Origin of the sequence: Pseudomonas sp. DrBHI1, assembly GCF_002205115.1 — a bacterium.
Lineage (GTDB): Bacteria > Pseudomonadota > Gammaproteobacteria > Pseudomonadales > Pseudomonadaceae > Aquipseudomonas > Aquipseudomonas mosselii.
In genome coordinates this window covers 27898-45686 of the sequence record NZ_NIBE01000097.1, presented here as the reverse complement: position 1 = coordinate 45686, position 17789 = coordinate 27898, and the positions used below count along the sequence as shown (strand labels likewise).

General features: G+C 64.8%; 16 protein-coding genes. 11 read left to right on the top strand and 5 right to left on the bottom strand.

Translation table 11 applies throughout. The features are described 5' to 3' along the window. On the top strand, nt 1-658 hold a 658-nt coding region (locus tag CC207_RS27830; RefSeq protein ID WP_256582132.1), incomplete at its 5' end, for an aminotransferase class III-fold pyridoxal phosphate-dependent enzyme. 79 nt (nt 659-737) lie between these two features. Here CC207_RS27830 and CC207_RS19865 read toward each other — a convergent pair. Further along, entirely contained in the window at nt 738-1670 is a 933-nt protein-coding gene (locus tag CC207_RS19865; RefSeq protein WP_062362477.1) for a siderophore-interacting protein, read from the bottom strand. A gap of 135 nt (nt 1671-1805) precedes the next feature. Here CC207_RS19865 and CC207_RS19860 point away from each other — a divergent pair, with 135 nt between their 5' ends. Beyond that, nucleotides 1806-3428, top strand: a complete 1623-nt coding sequence (locus CC207_RS19860) for a twin-arginine translocation signal domain-containing protein (protein ID WP_069017304.1) — start codon at nt 1806-1808, stop codon at nt 3426-3428. A gap of 72 nt (nt 3429-3500) precedes the next feature. Here the strand turns inward: CC207_RS19860 and CC207_RS19855 are convergent, their stop codons facing one another. From CC207_RS19855 to CC207_RS19845, 3 genes are read right to left on the bottom strand one after another with little or no spacing between them, the layout of a single operon-like run. Then, nucleotides 3501-4931, bottom strand: coding sequence for an efflux transporter outer membrane subunit (locus tag CC207_RS19855; protein WP_088852633.1), 1431 nt, complete (start codon nt 4929-4931; stop codon nt 3501-3503). A 3-nt stretch (nt 4932-4934) separates the two neighbouring features. Beyond that, complete coding sequence (locus CC207_RS19850) at nt 4935-6896, bottom strand: MacB family efflux pump subunit (RefSeq protein ID WP_088852632.1); 1962 nt, start codon at nt 6894-6896, stop codon at nt 4935-4937. A gap of 1 nt (nt 6897) precedes the next feature. Further along, the gene (locus tag CC207_RS19845; protein ID WP_028692899.1) at nt 6898-8076 is read right to left on the bottom strand and encodes an efflux RND transporter periplasmic adaptor subunit; all 1179 of its coding nucleotides are present in this window, start codon (nt 8074-8076) and stop codon (nt 6898-6900) included. 212 nt (nt 8077-8288) lie between these two features. On the opposite strand from CC207_RS19845, the gene CC207_RS19840 reads away from it, so the two are divergent. The 4 genes from CC207_RS19840 (at nt 8289) to CC207_RS19825 (ending at nt 11426) form a co-directional block, all read left to right on the top strand. Beyond that, entirely contained in the window at nt 8289-8765 is a 477-nt protein-coding gene (locus tag CC207_RS19840) for a sigma-70 family RNA polymerase sigma factor (RefSeq protein ID WP_028692900.1), read from the top strand. 170 nt (nt 8766-8935) lie between these two features. Next, nucleotides 8936-9421: a histidine kinase gene (locus CC207_RS19835; RefSeq protein ID WP_088852631.1), complete on the top strand. Its 486-nt coding sequence runs from the start codon at nt 8936-8938 to the stop codon at nt 9419-9421. A gap of 53 nt (nt 9422-9474) precedes the next feature. Then, complete coding sequence (locus tag CC207_RS19830) at nt 9475-10800, top strand: MFS transporter (RefSeq protein ID WP_028692902.1); 1326 nt, start codon at nt 9475-9477, stop codon at nt 10798-10800. Between the two features lie 182 nt (nt 10801-10982). Next, on the top strand, nt 10983-11426 hold the full coding sequence (locus CC207_RS19825; RefSeq protein ID WP_028692903.1) for a hypothetical protein: 444 nt from the start codon (nt 10983-10985) through the stop codon (nt 11424-11426). Between the two features lie 158 nt (nt 11427-11584). On the opposite strand, the gene CC207_RS19820 is transcribed toward CC207_RS19825, so the two are convergent. After that, nucleotides 11585-13249, bottom strand: a complete 1665-nt coding sequence (locus tag CC207_RS19820) for an electron transfer flavoprotein-ubiquinone oxidoreductase (protein WP_088852630.1) — start codon at nt 13247-13249, stop codon at nt 11585-11587. A 542-nt stretch (nt 13250-13791) separates the two neighbouring features. Here CC207_RS19820 and CC207_RS19815 point away from each other — a divergent pair. From CC207_RS19815 to CC207_RS19795, 5 genes are all read left to right on the top strand, one after another. Next, nucleotides 13792-14541 carry an electron transfer flavoprotein subunit beta/FixA family protein gene (locus tag CC207_RS19815; protein ID WP_028692905.1) on the top strand — a complete coding sequence of 250 codons (750 nt, stop codon included), beginning with the start codon at nt 13792-13794 and terminating at the stop codon, nt 14539-14541. Further along, nucleotides 14542-15471 carry an electron transfer flavoprotein subunit alpha/FixB family protein gene (locus CC207_RS19810; RefSeq protein ID WP_028692906.1) on the top strand — a complete coding sequence of 310 codons (930 nt, stop codon included), beginning with the start codon at nt 14542-14544 and terminating at the stop codon, nt 15469-15471. An 86-nt stretch (nt 15472-15557) separates the two neighbouring features. Further along, nucleotides 15558-16379, top strand: a complete 822-nt coding sequence (locus CC207_RS19805; RefSeq protein ID WP_088852629.1) for an ABC transporter substrate-binding protein — start codon at nt 15558-15560, stop codon at nt 16377-16379. 9 nt (nt 16380-16388) lie between these two features. Beyond that, nucleotides 16389-16742 (top strand): DUF4398 domain-containing protein, encoded by a 354-nt coding sequence (locus CC207_RS19800; RefSeq protein WP_028692908.1) that lies wholly within the window; start codon nt 16389-16391, stop codon nt 16740-16742. Then, a complete protein-coding gene (locus CC207_RS19795) occupies nt 16739-17548 on the top strand; it encodes an OmpA family protein (RefSeq protein WP_088852628.1) in 810 nt (269 codons plus the stop codon). The genes CC207_RS19800 and CC207_RS19795 overlap by 4 nt, the downstream gene beginning before the upstream one ends. Nucleotides 17549-17789: the final 241 nt, after the last annotated feature.

Here is a 17789-nt window from a genome sequence, read left to right as displayed (position 1 = left end):
CCCCGCCGATATCGAGTGGTTGCTCGGGTTGCGCCGGATCACCGAGCAGGCCGGGGTGGCGTTGATCGTCGACGAGATCCAGAGCGGTTTCGCCCGTACCGGCAAGATGTTCGCCTTCGAGCACGCCGGCATCGTGCCCGACGTGGTCACCCTGTCCAAGGCTATTGGCGGCAGCCTGCCGCTGGCCGTGATGGTCTATCGCGACTGGCTCGACCAGTGGTCGCCGGGTGCCCATGCCGGTACCTTCCGTGGTAACCAGATGGCCATGGCCGCGGGCTCGGCGGTGATGAAGTACCTGGTGGAGCACCGCCTGTGCGAGCACGCCGAGGCCATGGGCCAGCGCCTGCGCGGGCACCTGCAACGGTTGCAGCAGGACTATCCGCAGCTTGGCGATATCCGTGGCCGTGGCCTGATGCTGGGCGTGGAACTGGTGGATCCGGCGGGCAAGCGCGACGTCCAAGGCCATCCGCCGGCCTGCCGCAAGCTGGCGCCGAAGGTGCAGCGCGAATGCCTGCGTCGTGGCCTGATCCTCGAGCTGGGCGGTCGCCATGGTGCGGTGGTGCGCTTCCTGCCGCCGCTGATCATCAGTGCCGAGCAGATCGACGAGGTGGCGGCAAGGTTTGCCGAGGCCGTCGCGGCGGCGGTATCAGCTGGCTGAGTGTTCGAATCCAGGCGAAATTCCCTGCAGGAGATCGCCCTGGCCGAAGGGCTGGGTGATCTCCTGCAGGATGCAGGTATTAGTCGAAGGTGCGACCGGCGCGCCAGTAGCCCATCAGCGTCAGGCTCTCCCTTGGCAGTCCGCGCTCCTTGATCAGGTGCCGGCGGATATCCATGACGGTCCCCGACTCCCCGGCGATCCAGGCATGGAAGTCGCCGTGCTCGCCGCTGGCCTGTTCCCACAGGATGCGCTCGTCGATATCCACGTCTTCCAGCTCGACCGTCGATGCGCCGCGCACCGCCGGCAGGCTGGCCAGTTCGCGCACGGCGTGCTGCATGCCCTGGCCATGTTCGCTGCGCAGCAGGTCACGCGGCAGCCAGTGCAGGCGGGTGGCCGGGCTGTGGCGCAGGTCGAGGCAGTCGGCTTCCAGCGGCACTTCGATAAAGGCCTCCACCTGCAGTTCCGGCGTGTTCGTGGCCAACTGCTCGAGGATGCCGGCGATGGCCGGCAGGGCAGTTTCGTCACCGATCAGCAAGATACGCCGGACACTGTGCGGCGGCTTCCACTCGTAGCCGCCGGGGTCGTCGGCATAGGCCAGGTTGGGTGCGACCATCTGCAGGCGGTCACCCGGACGGGCATGGGTGGCCCAGGCCGAGGCCGGGCCATTGACGCCATGCAGGACAAAGTCCACCTCTACCTCCAGGGCTTCGCGGCGCAGGGCGCGGATGGTGTAGGTGCGCATCGGTGGCATGTCCTGCGCCGCCAGCTCGCGCCGCGCCTGTTGCCATTGCGCGTGCTTGGGCAGGCTTGGCGGTGCTCCTGCGGGCGTCGGAAACAGCAGCTTGACGCGCTGGTCGGGGGCCAGGGTGGTCATCTGCGCCACGTCCTCGCCAGTGAAGACAAAGCGGCTCAGTGACGGGCTCAAGGGTTCAACGGTCTTCAGATCAATGTCGAAGACCCGGTAGGGCGTGGCCTTGACCGATTCGGTCAGGCGATCGTGCAGGGAGGTCATGGGTATGCCTCTGTCAGCGGGAGATAACCAACAGACGAGCGCGCCGGGTGGTTAATTAGACGGCTAAATTTTCCCGGCCTATCTACGTCCTAGCTTGGATAGAAGTCGCGGCACGCGAAGACGGATTGAGGCGCAATGACAATTTCCCGACGAGGATTCATCGCTGGCCTGGCAGTGGCGGGCGCCACAGGCACGGCGGCCTATTACGCGCACCAGCAGCTGACCCACGACCCTGAAGACGATATCGTCACGCCCGGCGAGGCCAGCGTCGAACTGGCCGACTATGCCGGGCAGGTCCTGGCCGACCGGCTGCGCGGTGTGTGGGAGATCCGCTTCGACGGTGCAGAACGAGGACTTGACGGGCTGCCTCGACAGGGCGTCGAGATGTTCCTCGACGTCGCCACCAAGGGGCGTGGCCTGCGCGGATTCGTCGATACCGGCGAGGGTCTTCGCGGTGCCGCCGAGCCGGCCTATCGTGTGCTCGGTGATCTGGTCGGTGCCAGCAGCACCGAGGTGCGTTGGCGGCTGGTCAACCAGCACGGCGGGCCGGGTTATGAATGCGTGGCGAGTCTCGACGAGGTTTGGGCCGAGTTCGCCAATGCCGGTAGCGGCACGTTGAGTGGCCGCGTACAACGCCTGGATAGACCGCTGACCCTGCCGGTGCCCGACAGCCGTTTCGTCGCGGTCAAGCGTCTGTTCCCCGAGGCCCGCGAGCGTCTGCCCTATACCCCCGAAATGCGCGAGTGGGTGGTCGGCGCTGAGCATCGCCTGTTCCACCAGCTTTGGCATGCCACCCGAGACCAGTGGCACAAGTTGCCGCAGACCAAGCAGAACGCACTGCGTGGCCTTGGCTGGCAACCTGGGCCGCGCGACCGTGAGCGTGATGCCCGCGGCCCGCGCAAGCACCGCAATGGTTCGGGTATCGATTTCCTGTTCATGCACCGGCACATGCTGATGTATGCCCGCACACTGCAGGACCTGCCTTCCTGGCAACGCTTTCCGCTACCGCAACCCAGCGTAGAATTCGATCGAGCAGGTTTCGCCCGCTACTTCGACAACCACGACGGCTACTGCGTGCCGCCAGGCTGGCAGGCGCCGGGCGACGACGCCTATGGCCAGTGGGTGGGAGCGATCAAGGCCGGCGAGACCTACTGCAGCAACTTCCAGGTGTGGGAGTCGCAGTACCAGGATCCGGTGTACCTGTCGAAACTGACCCTGGGCGCCTTCGGCTCGGAACTGGAGATGAACCTGCACGATTGGCTGCACATGTGCTGGGCGTCGGTGCCGCGCGATCCCAACAATGGCGCGCCGGTGCCGTTCGCCCGCGACCAGGCGGACTTCGCCGCGCGCTGGTTCGAACCTGAGAACGACTTCCTCGGTGATCCGTTTTCCTCCCATGTGCATCCGGTCTTCTGGGGGTTCCACGGCTGGATCGACGATCGCATCGATGACTGGTTCCGTGCCCATGAGCGCCATCACCCCGGTCAGGTACGTCGCCTCGAAGTCAACGGCGTGCCCTGGTTCGCTCCCGGGCGCTGGGTGGAGGTCGATGATCCCTGGCTGGGTCCGGATACCCATGGCTGCAGCACGCAGCCGGGCATGCGCCCGGGCAAGTCGGTGGAGATGGACGTGGAGACCATGAAGTTGGCCCTGCGCATCACCTTCGGTGACGAGGACAAGCTCGACAACCTGCTGCGCAAGGTGCCGCAACGGCCCTGGTATGCGCGACACCTTTCGTTGAAGAACATCGTTTCCTGAGGCACCGTGCGAAAGCGCCAGACCAGACAATGAAGTTCTCTGGCCTGGCGCTTTTGCGGGGCAAGCCTGCTCCTACAGCGTCTGCGGCGTCTGCGGCGTCTGCGGCGTCTGCGGCGCCTGCCAGCCTCCGCCCAGTGCCTTGTACAACGCCACGCTTCCCCGTAACTGCTCCAGGCGCAGCTGCGCTTGCTGGTCCTGGGCCAGGTACAGCGTGCGCTGGGTCTCGAGTACGGTGAGCAGGGTCTCGGCACCGGCGGTGTAGCGTTGCTGGGCCAAATCAAAGGCGATACGCGCCTGTTCCACTTCCTGGTCCTGCCAGCGGCGCTGGCGCTCCACGCCGGCGATGGCGTTCAGGGCTTTCTCCACATCCGAGAACCCGGCCAGGATGCTGGCGCGGTACAGCTCCAGCAACTCCTGCTGTTCGGCACGGGCCACGTCCCGGGCGGCACTCAGCCGACCGTTGTTGAAGATCGGCGCGGTGAGCCCGGCGGTGAGGGTGTAGTAGGGGCTGTCGAAGATATTGGGCACGGTCCGGGCGCCACTGCCCAGGTCCGCGCCCAGTATCAGACGCGGCAGCATCGCCGCCCGAGCTACCTGGATATTGGCGCTAGCCGCCGCCAGGCGTGCCTCGGCGGCGGCGATGTCCGGGCGGCGGCCGAGCAGTTCGCTGGGCACGCCGCTGCCGATGGCTGGCCACTGCACGTTGCCGATGGTTTCGTCGGTGGCGGGCAGCGCCTGCACAGGATCGCCCAGCAAGGTGGCAAGGACGATGCGGTTGTCCTGACGGCGTTGTTCGAGCAGTGGTAACTGGCGCTCCTGGGCGGCCACCAGGCTGCGCTGCTGGGCCAGTTCCAGGCGGGTGGCCGAGCCCGAGCGTTCACGGGCTTCGACCAGGCCCAGCACGTCGCGGGCGTTGCTCAGGTTGAGGCGGGCGATGCGCAGTTGCTCGTCGAGAGCCAGGCCTCGCAGATAGCTGTCGGCCACGGCGCTGACCAGGGTCAGCTCCACGGTCTGGCGATCGAAGCGGCTGGCGTCGAGGCTGCGCAGGGCGCTGTCACGGGTGGCGCGCAGACCGCCCCAGAAGTCGATCTCGTAGCTGGCGCTCAGGCGGGTTCCGAACGAGGTACTGGTGCGTTCGTTGCTGCTGGCGTCGAGTTGGTCGTTGCCCTCGCCGCGCAGCAAGCGCTGGCGGCTGCCGTTCAGGCCCAACTGCACCTCGGGCAGCAATGGCGCGCCGGCGATCACGGCGCTGGCCTGGGCCTTGCGCACCCGCGCCGCGGCGGCGGCCAGGTCGTGGCTGTTGAGGCGGGCGCGTTCGACCAGCCGGTCCAGCTCGGTGCTGGCGAAGGCGCGCCACCACTGGCTGTCAGGCAGGGGCTGGGCTGTGGCCGGCCCCTGCCAGGCGGGTGGCGTGTCGATGTTCGCCGCCGGTGGCGGCGGGCTGCTGCAGGCGGCCAGGCAAAGGCTCAGGGTCAACAGGCTGGTACGGCTGGGAATCGTCATGAACTATTCGCTGGTAAGGGCCTTGACCGGGTCGAGGCGGGCGGCCTTGCGGGCCGGCATGAAACCGAAGACCACGCCGGTGATCACGGCGCAGGCGAAGGCGCCGAGGATGGCGGGCAGGGCGAAGGCCACGGCGATGTCGGCCAGCAACAGGCCGCCGCCGATGGCCAGGGCCAGGACGATGCCGGTCACGCCGCCGACCATCGACAGCATCACCGCTTCGGTGAGGAACTGGCGCAGGATGTCGCGCTGGCGCGCGCCGGTGGCCATGCGGATACCGATTTCGCGGGTGCGCTCGCGCACGGTCATGAGCATGATGTTCATCACGCCGATGCCGCCGACCAGCAGCGAGATCGCGGCGATCGCCCCAAGCATCAGCGACAGGCTGTTCTGGGTGCGGGCCTCGGCCTGGATCAGCGCGGCATCGTTGGTCAAAACGAAGTCATGCTTGCCCTGGTGGCGCTGCAGCATCAGGCGCTCGATCGCCTGCTCGGTTTCCTTGACCCGGCCGGAATCCAGGGCGGCGATGGTGACGTATTCCGGATCGCGGCTGCCGAACAGGCGGATGGAGGCGGCGGAGTAGGGCACCACCACGCGCTCGTCGCTGTCCTCGCTGCCGGAGCTGGCGCCTTTGCCCTGGAGCACGCCGATCACCTGGAACGGCACGTTGCCGATCAGCAGGTACTGGCCGAGCGGATTGCTCCCTGCGCCAAACATCTTCTCGCGCACCTTCTGTCCGATCACGGCCACGGCGGCGGCGTTGGCTTCGTCGGCCTCGCTGTAGAAGCTGCCCTCGACCACCGGCCAGTTGAAAATCTCGGGAAATCCGGTGTTGTTGCCGCCGACATAGAACTGCTCGCCCTTGTTGCCGTGGCGCACCATGAGCTTGTCGCCGATCACCGGCATGACGCGCTTGACCTGCGGCAGTTCGCCGATGGCGTCGACATCATCGAGGGTAACGATACCGGTCAGTTCCTCGGAGGAGTGCTTGCCGTTGAGGTAGAGGATGTTCGAGCCGAAGGCGGCCATCTGCGCCATGACCTGGCGCTTGCTGCCTTCGCCGACCGCCAGCATGACCACCACCGAGGCCACCCCGATGATGATGCCGAGCAGGGTCAGGGCGGTGCGGAAGCGGTTGATCCACATCACCCGCCAGGCGGCCTGCAGGGACTCTGCCAGTTCGCCTTTCCAGGCGCCGCGCTGGGTGGCGCCGAAGTCCAGGCGTTGGCGCAGGTCGTCGGCTTGCACCTGTCGGGGCGGGGCATCGGCCGATGACGGGGTGGCCGAGTCACCGACCACCTCGCCGTCGCGCACCTCGATGATCCGCTGGGCGCGGGCCGCGACCTCGCGATCATGGGTGATGAGGATGATCACATGGCCCTGGCTGGCCAGCTCGTCGAGCAGGGTCATCACCTCGGCGCCACTGTGGCTGTCGAGGGCGCCGGTGGGTTCGTCGGCGAGGATGATATGCCCGCCGTTCATCAGCGCACGGGCAATCGACACCCGCTGCTGCTGGCCGCCGGACAACTGGTGCGGACGGTTGCCGGTGCGGCTGGCCAGCCCCAGGCGTTCGAGCAGGGCGCGGGCGCGGGCATGGCGTTCGGCGGGCGGGGTGCCGGCGTAGATGGCCGGCATCTCGACGTTCTCCTGGGCCGAGCCCGAGGGGATCAGGTGGTAACCCTGGAACACGAAGCCAAAGGCTTCGCGGCGCAGCCAGGCCAGCTCGTCGCTGTCCAGTTCGGCCACGTCCCGGCCTGCGAAGCGGTAGCTGCCCGAGGTAGGGCGGTCGAGGCAGCCGAGGATGTTCATCAGGGTCGACTTGCCGGAGCCCGAGGCGCCGACGATGGCGACGAACTCGCCGGGGTGGATGCTCAGGCTGATGCCGCGCAGCACCTCGACCCTGGGCGAATCGACACCGCCATAGACCTTGCGGATGTCGCACAGCTCGATCAGGGGCGTGGCCATCTCAACCCCCACTGGCGGCAGGAAGGCCGATGACCAGGCGCTCGCCTTCGTTCAAACCCTCAAGGATCTGCACCCGCAGGCGGTCGCTCAAGCCGGTGCGCACCTGGCGCGCCTCGACCTGGCCCTTGCCGTTCAGCACCTGGGCCAGGCGCAAGCCCTCTTCGGGGGTCTCGTCCAGCGCGGCCAATGGCACGCTGAGCACCTGGCTGGCCTGGCCGGCGACGAAGAACACCTGGGTGGTCATCTCCGCCATCAGGGCGCCGTCGGGGTTATCCACGTCCAGCAGCACGGTGTACTGGACCACCTTGGTGCCCGTGGTGCCAGCCGTGGTGCTGGCCGGGCTGCCCCCGCCCTGGCTGGATTGGTCCAGGGGCTTGGGCGGTACCGGCAGGATCTGCCGCACGGTGCTGGTCCAGCGCCGCTTGCCGCCGGCCAGGGTATTGAAGTAGGCGGTCATGCCCGGCTTGACCTTGCCGATGTCGGCTTCGGATACCTGGGCCCACACGGTCATTGGCGAGAGCTTGGCGATGCGCAGGATCAGCGGTGTCTGCTGCTGGGCGTTGAGGGTCTGGCCCTCGCGGGCGTCCACCGCCACCACGGTGCCGCTCATGGGCGCGTAGATCCGCGTGTAGCCCAGCTCCGCCTCGTCGCTGCGCAGGCTGGCCTGGGCCTGGCGGATCTGCGCCTGGTACATGTCGATGCGCGCCTGGGTCACCTTCAGTTGCGCCGCTGCCGTTTGCAGGTCTTCCTGGCGGCTGGCGCCGGCCGCAGCCAGATCCTGCTGGCGTTTGTACTGCTGCTGGGCGAGCAGGTACTGCGCCCGCTGTTCGGCGAGCTGGGCCTTGAGGTTTTCGATCGAGTAGCGCCCGGCATCGAGCTTGGCCTGCTGCGTGGACGGGTCGATCTCCACCAGCAGTTGGCCCTGGCGCACTTCGTCACCGGGTTCCACATGCAGCTTGCGGATCTGCCCCGAGGCCTGGGCGCCCACGTCGACATAGCGGCGCGGCTGCAGGGTGCCCAAGGCGGTGACGCTGCTTTCGATGTCGGCGCGGATCACCGGCACGGTGCTGACCGGTGCGCCGCCGAGCGGCAGGACCTGCCAGGCCACCAGGCTGCCGAGACCGGCCAGGCCCAGGGCGCCGATCAGCACGCTGCGGCGGGTATTGAATGTGCGTGTCATGCGGGCTTCCAGCCGGAGGTAGTGGCCGAGTGCCGCGATGGGGCGTGCGCTCGGGGGTCCCAGTTAAACGAATGATATCGATGACGATTTAGCGCAGAGAAGGGGGCTGCGTGTTGCTGCGAATAATTATAATTTGTAAGATCGCACGCTGATATCATCCAGACCTCTTCCTTGGCTCGCAACGCTGGGGCAGGGTGACGCCAGGTGCCGTCGTGGAACATTACTATCGCGAATTGGTGAGCTTCCTGTCCGCCCGACTCGGTAATCGCCAGTCGGCCGAAGACGTCGCCCACGATGCCTACATCCGGGTGTTGGAGCGCACGGAGGGCGAGCATATCGAGCACCCGCGCGCCTACCTCTATCGTACGGCCATGAATCTTGTGGTCGATCATCACCGTCGACATCTGGTGCGTCAGGCCGAGCCGCTGGAGGTTCTGGACAACGATGAGCGCTGGCATACTCCGGCGTTGACCCAGAGCATGCAGCTCGACCAGCGCCTGGCGCTGATGCGCCAGGCGCTGGATGAATTGAGTGGGCCTTGCCGCGACAGCTTCCTGCTGCGCAAGCTCGATGGCCTGTCGCACCAGCAGATCGCCGAGCGCCTGGGTATTTCCCGCAGCCTGGTGGAAAAGCACATCGTCAATGCCATGAAGCATTGCCGTGTGCGCATGCGCCAGTGGGAGTCCTGAGCGAGCCGCCTGCGGATGTGAAAATTCCGTGAGTGGGCGACTTGATTTCTCCCGGGATCACGACAACTATCAATAAAGACCCCCGTTCAGGCATTGCGCCCGACGTTGCCGTTGCCGGCGCAGTATGGTCATGGAGCTACCGTTACCACCCAACTGCCCAGGTCCGGACGATGCCTAACAAATCCATGCGCATCCTCATCGCCGACGAGCACCCCGGCCAGCGCCTGCAGCTGGAGAAAATGCTCAATGGGCTGGGTTATTACCGGATCGCCCCGGTGGAGAGTTTCGACGACCTGCAGCGCCTGGTGCATAGCGCACTGGAACCCTTCAACCTGTTGGTGGGTAACATAGAGCTGGCCAGTCATGCTGGGGTAGACCTGGCGCGCTTCTGCAGGGTCAGTTCGCAGATCCAGCACGCACTGCTGTACCACTCGTCACACCTGAAAGTGCCCGTCGTACCGCCGAGCGATCGCCACGCCGTCAGCATCAGCCTGCCCCAGGCGCCCGACAGCGAGGCGCTGGAGTCGTTCATGGCGATCATCGACATGCCGGTGCTGGTTGGGCAACTGCCCTTGCCGCCGGGGTTGGCGGGGGCGTCCAGTTATGCCCGGCGGCGTACCAACCTTGCGCAGACCGTGTTTTGCCGCAATCCCTGAGCGATCAGTGAATTTGCTATCCTCTGGCCTTTTGCCTCGTTGCGGAAGCTGCCATGACTGCCATCGATACCACCCGCCCGCCACGGTTCAGCCGTAGCGATCACCGGACCCTGGGACTGGCCGCGCTGGGTGGCGCCCTGGAAATCTACGATTTCATCATTTTCGTGTTCTTCGCGCTGACCCTCAGCCAGCTGTTCTTCCCGCCTGAGATGCCGGAGTGGCTGCGCCTGCTGCAGAGCTTCGGGATCTTCGTCACCGGCTACCTGGCCAGGCCGCTGGGTGGCATCCTCATGGCCCATTTCGCCGACCACCTGGGGCGCAAGCGGGTGTTCAGCCTGAGTATCCTGATGATGGCGCTGCCGTGCCTGCTGATCGGGGTGATGCCGACCTACGCCGACATCGGCTACGCCGCGCCGCTGATCCTGCTGGCCTTGCGCATCTTGCAGGGGGCGGCGGTCGGCGGCGAGGTGCCCAGCGCCTGGACCTTCGTCGCCGAACATGCGCCACCTGGACGTCGCGGCTATGCGCTGGGCTTCCTGCAGGCCGGGCTGACCTTCGGCTACCTGCTCGGGGCGCTGACCGCGACCCTGCTGGCGCAATTGTTCACGCCCCAGGAGATCCTCGACTACGCCTGGCGCTATCCCTTCCTGCTTGGCGGCGTGTTTGGCGTGATCGGTGTCTGGCTGCGTCGTTGGCTGAGTGAAACCCCGGTGTTCCTGGCCCTGCGGGCGCAGCAGGAGCAGCCGGTGGCCTTCCCCCTGCGACGGGTGCTGGGCACTCACCGACGGGCCTTGATTCCAGCCGCGCTGCTGACCTGTGTGCTGACCTCGGCGGTGGTGGTACTGGTAGTGATCACCCCGACCGTGATGCAGCAACGGTTCGGCATGACAGCCGGGCACACCTTCGCCCTGAGCAGCGTGGGCATCGTCTTCCTCAATATCGGCTGCGTGTTGGCGGGGTTGCTGGTGGACCGTATCGGCGCCTGGCGGGCGCTGATGTTCTACTGCCTGCTGCTGCCTTTGGGCATTGGCACCTTGTACGCCAGCCTGGTGGGGCAGTGGGGGCAGACCTGGGCGGCCTATGCCTTGGCTGGCCTGTCCTGTGGCGTGGTGGGGGTGGTGCCGTCGGTGATGGTTGGGCTGTTCCCGGCCGAGATCCGGGTGTCGGGCATCTCCTTCACCTACAACGTCGCGTACGCCCTGTGGGCCAGCACCACGCCGTTGGCGCTGATCGCCTTGATGCCCTGGAGCCCATGGGTGTGCGTCGGCTTTTGTCTGGTCATGGGCATGGTCGGATTGCTGACGGCGCTCTACTTCAGACGCCGTGAGCCGTTGGGGTTTGCGGCGCAGCCGATGCCGCTCATGTGTGGTGACAAATGAAGCGGTAAAGGCTGCAGGGCAGTGAGGCAGACTTCCGGGCCAGGCAATCAACAGGTCCTACAGGCAGGGTAGGGATTTTGAGCGTCTGCAGCTCTGCTCCCCTACTGCGCCTTCGAGATTGTGCACGTAATTTCGACTGATCGTTGATGGACCATTCGTTCATACAGTCAGGAGAAATATGCATGTCCAGTTTCAGCATCACTTGGATGACGCGGGCCCAGCTGCCTGCGTTTCCGCCACAGATGAGCTTTTCGGCTGCCAATCCCGCCAGCACGAAACCGGATGATCAAGCCAGAACGCCGGTGATCCGCTGGGGCCGCAGCCTGGCCTGCGTGCTGGAGTCCCGCCTGCACCCTGATCAGGCCTGGATGGTGGTCTACGGTGATGGCAAGCAACTGACCGGCGTGCACCTGCTGCATGACTTTCGCCACATCAGCCGTATCCAGTTGACCGCCAGCAGCCATGCCGTGCTCTTGACTGACAGTGCGCAACGCCAGCAGACGGTCGATTTCTCCCTATTGAAAACACTGGATGGCAGGAGTGGCGATCAGGCTCCGGGGCATGGCCTACCCAGTGAGATTTCGTTCATGCTCACCCATGGTCAGGACTTCCTGGCAGTGGACTAGAAGGCTAATCTGGCTATGACCTCCGATCTGACAGTCCTATAAACGGACGACCGGTCAATGGCACTTCAGGGCAGGTCTTGTGCTCGAGATCAGCGACCATGAAAAAGCCCCCTGGCCGCACGGCCAGGGGGCTTTTGCTTACCGCAAGGGCAGGGCGCTTACATGTTCGGGTAGTTCGGCCCGCCAGCGCCTTCAGGGGTGACCCAGGTGATGTTCTGGGCCGGGTCCTTGATGTCGCAGGTCTTGCAGTGCACGCAGTTCTGCGCGTTGATCTGGAAACGCTTGTTGCCGTCTTCCTGGGTGACCACTTCGTACACGCCGGCCGGGCAGTAGCGCTGTGCCGGCTCGTCGTACAGTGGCAGGTTGCTGGCGATCGGGATATTCGGATCGGTCAGCTTCAGGTGGCAGGGTTGCTCCTCTTCATGGTTGGTGCTGGAGAGGAATACCGAGCTGAGCTTGTCGAAGCTGAGCTTGCCGTCCGGTTTCGGGTAGTCGATCTTTTTCGAGTCGGCGGCGAGCTTGAGGCAGGCGTAGTCCGGCTTGGTGTCATGCAGGGTGAACGGCAGCTTGCCGCCGAACCAGTTCTGGTCGATGTAGTTGAACGCGCCACCGAGCAACGGGCCGAACTTGTGCAGGGCCGGGCCGAAGTTGCGGCTGGCGAACAGCTCTTCATACAGCCAGCTGGCCTTGAAGGCGCTGACATAGCCGTTGAGCTGGTCGCCGCCTTCGCTGCCGGCGATCAATGCGTCAGCCACCGCCTCGGCGGCGAGCATGCCGGATTTCATCGCGGTGTGGCTGCCCTTGATCTTGGAGAAGTTCAGGGTGCCCAGGTCGCAGCCGATCAGTGCGCCGCCATTGAAGACCATCTTCGGCAGCGAGTTCAGGCCGCCTTTGCAGATGGCACGGGCGCCGTAGCTGATGCGCTTGCCGCCTTCGAGGTACTGGGCCATCACCGGGTGGTGCTTGAGGCGCTGGAACTCGTCGAACGGCGACAGGTACGGGTTGGAGTAGGACAGGTCGACGATCAGGCCGACCACCACCTGGTTGTTCTCCAGGTGATAAAGGAAGGAGCCACCGGTGTTCTCGGCGCTGATCACGTCCAGCGGCCAGCCGGCGGTGTGCACCACCAAGCCCTGCTCATGCTTGGCCGGGTCGATTTCCCAGATTTCCTTGAGGCCGATGCCGTAGTGCTGGGCGTCGGATTCGTTGTCCAGGTCGAAGCGCTTGATCAGCTGCTTGCCGATATGGCCACGGCAGCCCTCGGCGAACAGGGTGTACTTGGCGCGCAGTTCCATGCCCGGCGTGTACAGGCCGTCCTTCGGCTGGCCTTCACGGTCGACACCCAGGTCGCCGGTGACGATGCCGCGGACCACGCCGTTCTCATCGAACAGCGCTTCCTGGGCGGCGAAGCCCGGGTAGATCTCGACGCCCAGGTTCTCGGCCTGCTGGGCCAGCCAGCGGCACAGGTTGCCCAGGGAGATGATGTAGTTGCCCTGGTTGTGCATGGTCTTGGGCACGAACAGGTCGGGAACCTTGGTCGAGCTGTCGGCACTTTTCAGCACATAGATGTCGTCGCGCTTCACTTCGGTGTTCAGCGGCGCGCCGAGGTCTTTCCAGTCGGGGAACAGTTCGTTCAGGGCGCGCGGCTCGAACACCGCGCCGGAGAGGATGTGGGCGCCGACTTCGGAGCCTTTCTCGACCACGCAGACGCTGATCTCGCTACCGGCTTCGGCGGCCTTCTGCTTCAGGCGGCAGGCGGCGGACAGACCCGCCGGGCCTGCGCCGACGATGACCACGTCGAATTCCATGTATTCGCGTTCCACAGGTTCTCTCCTACTCAAGGCTCATCGCGTTGCTTGTCTTTTATGGGTGTTCACGGTCACGTGCGGCGTGCAGAGGCTGTAGCTTCGCAGGTGATGGACTACACCGTTTTGTCTTGGCCGCGCATTATATCTACACCACTTGGCGGGTCCAATACAAACGTTTGTTTGAATTTGCCGAAGGCCCGTAGAATCGCAGGTGGGCGGCTGGAGGCTGGCCAATTTGCCGTATTGACCGGATTGGGTGTTACGGTCAAGATACGAGCGCTTTCGCGTTCGCCGTAGGCTGACCGTCGGGCGCAGGTGCACCCCTAAAGACCAGGCGTGGAGCAGGGTTTACGGGCCGAATCAGGTTTTGTAGTGGAGTCTACACGCCACGACAGAAAATGACCCGTGGGTTTTACCCGCAAGGGTCGAAACAGGACTGATCGGTCAATTGAGCTTTGTCGGCGTCGGAACGTTTTTAGAGGTGCCCTTGTACCCACGCGCATTCGCCGGGCAGTCCCCAGGCGATCTTCTTTTCACCGGAGAGTAACGAGGAATCCATGAAGGTTCTTGTAGCTGTCAAACGAGTGGTCGACTACAACGTCAAGGTTCGCGTCAAGGCGGACAACTCCGGCGTCGACCTTGCAAACGTCAAGATGTCCATGAACCCCTTCTGCGAAATCGCCGTGGAAGAAGCCGTCCGCCTGAAAGAGAAGGGCGTGGCGAGCGAAATCGTCGTCGTCTCCATCGGCCCGACCGCCGCACAGGAGCAACTGCGTACCGCCCTGGCCCTGGGCGCCGACCGCGCCATCCTGGTCGAGGCCGCTGACGAACTGAATTCCCTGGCCGTGGCCAAGGCGCTGAAAGCTGTTGTCGACAAGGAGCAGCCGCAGCTGGTCATCCTCGGCAAGCAGGCCATTGATAGCGACAACAACCAGACCGGCCAGATGCTCGCCGCGCTGACCGGCTTCGCCCAGGGCACCTTCGCCTCCAAGGTCGAAGTCGCTGGCGACAAGGTCAATGTCACCCGTGAAATCGATGGCGGCCTGCAGACCGTCGCGTTGAACCTGCCTGCCATCGTCACCACCGACCTGCGCCTGAACGAGCCGCGCTACGCGTCGCTGCCGAACATCATGAAGGCCAAGAAGAAGCCGCTGGAGACCATCACTCCAGACGCGCTGGGCGTGTCCATCGCCTCCACCAACAAGACCCTCAAGGTCGAAGCGCCTGCCGCCCGCAGCGCTGGTATCAAGGTCAAGTCGGTGGCCGAACTGGTCGAGAAGCTGAAGAACGAAGCGAAGGTAATCTAAATGACTATCCTGGTTGTCGCTGAACACGAGAACGGTGCCGTAGCCCCGGCCACCCTGAACACTGTCGCCGCTGCCGCCAAGATCGGTGGTGATATCCACGTGCTGGTCGCCGGCCAGAACGTCGGTGGCGTCGCCGAGTCCGCCGCCAAGATCGCCGGCGTAGCCAAGGTGCTGGTTGCCGATAACGCCGCCTACGCCCACGCCCTGCCGGAAAACGTCGCGCCGCTGCTGGTCGAACTGGCCAAGGGTTACAGCCACGTGCTGGCCCCGGCCACCACCAATGGCAAGAACATCCTGCCGCGCGTTGCCGCGCTGCTGGACGTCGACCAGATCTCCGAGATCATCGCCGTTGAATCCGCCGACACTTTCAAGCGTCCGATCTATGCCGGTAACGCCATTGCCACCGTGCAATCGAGCGCTGCGGTCAAGGTCATCACCGTGCGTACCACCGGCTTCGACGCCGTGGCCGCCGAAGGTGGTTCGGCCGCTGTCGAAGCCGTCGCTGCCGCCCATGACGCCGGCAAGTCGGCCTTCGTTGGCGAAGAGCTGGCCAAGTCCGACCGTCCTGAACTGACCGCCGCCAAGATCGTCGTTTCCGGCGGACGCGGCATGGGCAACGGTGACAACTTCAAGCACCTGTACGCCCTGGCCGACAAGCTCGGCGCCGCCGTCGGCGCCTCGCGCGCGGCGGTTGACGCAGGCTTCGTGCCGAACGACATGCAGGTCGGCCAGACCGGCAAGATCGTCGCGCCGCAGCTGTACATCGCCGTCGGTATCTCCGGCGCGATCCAGCACCTGGCCGGCATGAAGGACTCGAAAGTGATCGTCGCGATCAACAAGGACGAAGAGGCGCCGATCTTCCAGGTCGCCGACTACGGCCTGGTCGCCGACCTGTTCGAAGCGGTTCCGGAGCTGGAAAAGCTGGTCTGATCCGCCTGCTTCACTTATAAAGAACCCGGCCCGCCCTTGGCGGTCCGGGTTTTTTCATGGTTTTTTCAGGGGCGGGGAGAGGTTGCATGGCGTTTCGCTGGAGCAAGGGAGGGCTGGCCTGCGTGCTGGCGCTGCTGTCGACGCAGGCCTTGGCGGTGGGCAAGTGCGAGCGCCTGGTCGCCACCGGCAGCCCGGATGCGCCGCCGTACTCCTGGCAGGACCCGCAGGACCCGAAACACCTGATTGGCGCCAATGTCGACCTGCTGCGCCAGGTGGCGGCCGAGCTTGGGGTGAAGATCGAGGTGCTGCACGCAGGCAAGCGCGAGCAGGCCCTGGAGGAAGTGCGTAGCGGGCGTATGGACCTGCTGCTCGACACGCCGATGCAGGTCACCCAGCTGACCAGCCTGGACTACATCCATCCGGCCTTGCAGCTCAACGAGTACCTGGTCTGGACCCGCCACGACGCCACATTGATGTTCGAGGGCCCGGCAGACCTCGCCCAGTACCGTGGCGCGCTGTCCGAGAAGGCCCGCCTGACCCCGGCCTTCGATGCCTTCGCCAAGTCCCAGCTCAAGCTGGAGCCGGCGCAAAACCTGACGCAGGCCTTCCAGAAGCTGGTGCTCGGCCAGGTCGATTATGTATTGGCGGGGCGCTACGCGGGCATGGCCATGGCGCAGAGCCTGGGCGTGGGCAACGACCTCATCGCCCGGGGTTTGCCGGTGGACCGTCCGGGGCTGTACCTGGCGGTCTCGCACAACTCGGCGTGCAACGACAGCTGGTTGCGCGGACAACTGGCGAAAAAACTGACAGAATTGCCGGTCTCCGGGGCGAGCGAGGCTGTGCTGCAGCGCAATGTCGAGCGTTGGAAGGCGCAGATGCAGGCGTCGCAGGGTGCCCCCAAACAGTAGGAAGCGTGAGTGAGAATCCAACCCTTGATGCTCGCCCTGGCCGTGCTTGGCCTGGCCGGCTGTGCCAACGACCCGGCACCCAATGAACAGCTGCGCCTGTCGGAACAGGCGCTGGAGCAGGCCAAGGCGGTCGGCGCCAATGAGCAGGTACCGGAGTTCAAGTTGGCCGAAGACAAGCTGGCCCGGGCCAAGAGCAACATGCTCGGCGAAAGCCATCGCGATGCGCGCATGCGCGCCGAGCAGGCCGAGCTCGATGCGCGCCTGGCCGAGGCGCGGGTGCTGAACCAGAAGAGCGAGGAGCAGCTGCAGGTGATGCAGTCACGGATCAAGCGCCTGCGCAAGCAACTGGAGGCGCAGCCATGAAGCGCCTCAAGCCCATGGCGGCCTTGGCCTTGCTGGCCCTGGTCGGTTTGCAGGGTTGTGCCAGCCAGCGCAGCGAGTCGGCATTGGACGACGCCAGTGCCGCGTTCCAGAAGGTCAAGGACGATTCCGAAGTGCTGCGCAGCGCTCCTCGCGATGTGATCCGCGCCGGCGAGTCGTTGGCGCGCGCGGAGCGTCTGGCTGGCTATGTCGGCACCGGCAGCGATGTGCGTCATTACGCCTACCTGAGCCAGCGCTACAGCGAGATTGCCAGCGAGCACGCCAAGCTGGCGTTGAACCAGGAGCGTCTGGCCAAGCTTGATCTGGAGCGCCAGCGCCAACTGCAGGCGCTGCGCGAGGCCAAGTTGGCCAGCGTCCAGCAGCAGGGCAAGTTCGTCGAGGCGCAGATTGTCGCGCTGGCGTCGGAGCAGACGGATCGTGGCCTGGTGATGACTCTGGGTGACGTGCTGTTCGATACCGGCCAGGCCGACCTGAAGAATTCTGCCAGCCGTACTGTACTGAAGCTGGTGCAGTTCCTTCAGCTCAATCCACGGCGGGTGGTGCGGATCGAGGGATACACCGATAGCACTGGCGCTGCGGAAGAGAACCTCAAGCTGTCCCGTGATCGCGCCCAGTCGGTCGCCGATATGCTGGTCGATCTGGGGGTAGATGAGAAGCGTATTCAGGTCGAGGGTTATGGCGACCAGTATCCGGTGGAGGCTAATGCCTCGGAGCGGGGCAGGGCGCAGAATCGTCGGGTCGAGATCGTCTTCTCCGATGACAAGGGCAAACTCGCGCCAGCGCGTTAAAGTCTGTTTTGATTTCGTGCAAGCCCGTTCCTACAAGAAGTTATACATGACTTGTAGAAGCGGGTTTGCACGTAATAGGGTCAAGCTCGTTTCTTTATTGCCAATCGGCTAACTACCACTTCGCACTTCTTGATCTTGATCTTGATCTTGATCTTGATCTTGATCTTGATCTTGATCTTGATCTTGCTGTTGCTTCTAAGTGCGCAATAGTTCAGGCGCCACCAATTGCGACCTTAGGAGG

Coding starts and splice junctions, on each gene's coding strand:
- CC207_RS19845 (WP_028692899.1), bottom strand. CDS start 8,076: ATGACACGCACATTCAATACCCGCCGCAGCGTGCTGATCGGCGCCCTG.
- CC207_RS19865 (WP_062362477.1), bottom strand. CDS start 1,670: ATGACCTCCCTGCACGATCGCCTGACCGAATCGGTCAAGGCCACGCCC.
- CC207_RS19815 (WP_028692905.1), top strand. CDS start 13,792: ATGAAGGTTCTTGTAGCTGTCAAACGAGTGGTCGACTACAACGTCAAG.
- CC207_RS19810 (WP_028692906.1), top strand. CDS start 14,542: ATGACTATCCTGGTTGTCGCTGAACACGAGAACGGTGCCGTAGCCCCG.
- CC207_RS19850 (WP_088852632.1), bottom strand. CDS start 6,896: ATGGCCACGCCCCTGATCGAGCTGTGCGACATCCGCAAGGTCTATGGC.
- CC207_RS19855 (WP_088852633.1), bottom strand. CDS start 4,931: ATGACGATTCCCAGCCGTACCAGCCTGTTGACCCTGAGCCTTTGCCTG.
- CC207_RS19825 (WP_028692903.1), top strand. CDS start 10,983: ATGTCCAGTTTCAGCATCACTTGGATGACGCGGGCCCAGCTGCCTGCG.
- CC207_RS19830 (WP_028692902.1), top strand. CDS start 9,475: ATGACTGCCATCGATACCACCCGCCCGCCACGGTTCAGCCGTAGCGAT.
- CC207_RS19860 (WP_069017304.1), top strand. CDS start 1,806: ATGACAATTTCCCGACGAGGATTCATCGCTGGCCTGGCAGTGGCGGGC.
- CC207_RS19795 (WP_088852628.1), top strand. CDS start 16,739: ATGAAGCGCCTCAAGCCCATGGCGGCCTTGGCCTTGCTGGCCCTGGTC.
- CC207_RS19835 (WP_088852631.1), top strand. CDS start 8,936: ATGCCTAACAAATCCATGCGCATCCTCATCGCCGACGAGCACCCCGGC.
- CC207_RS19805 (WP_088852629.1), top strand. CDS start 15,558: ATGGCGTTTCGCTGGAGCAAGGGAGGGCTGGCCTGCGTGCTGGCGCTG.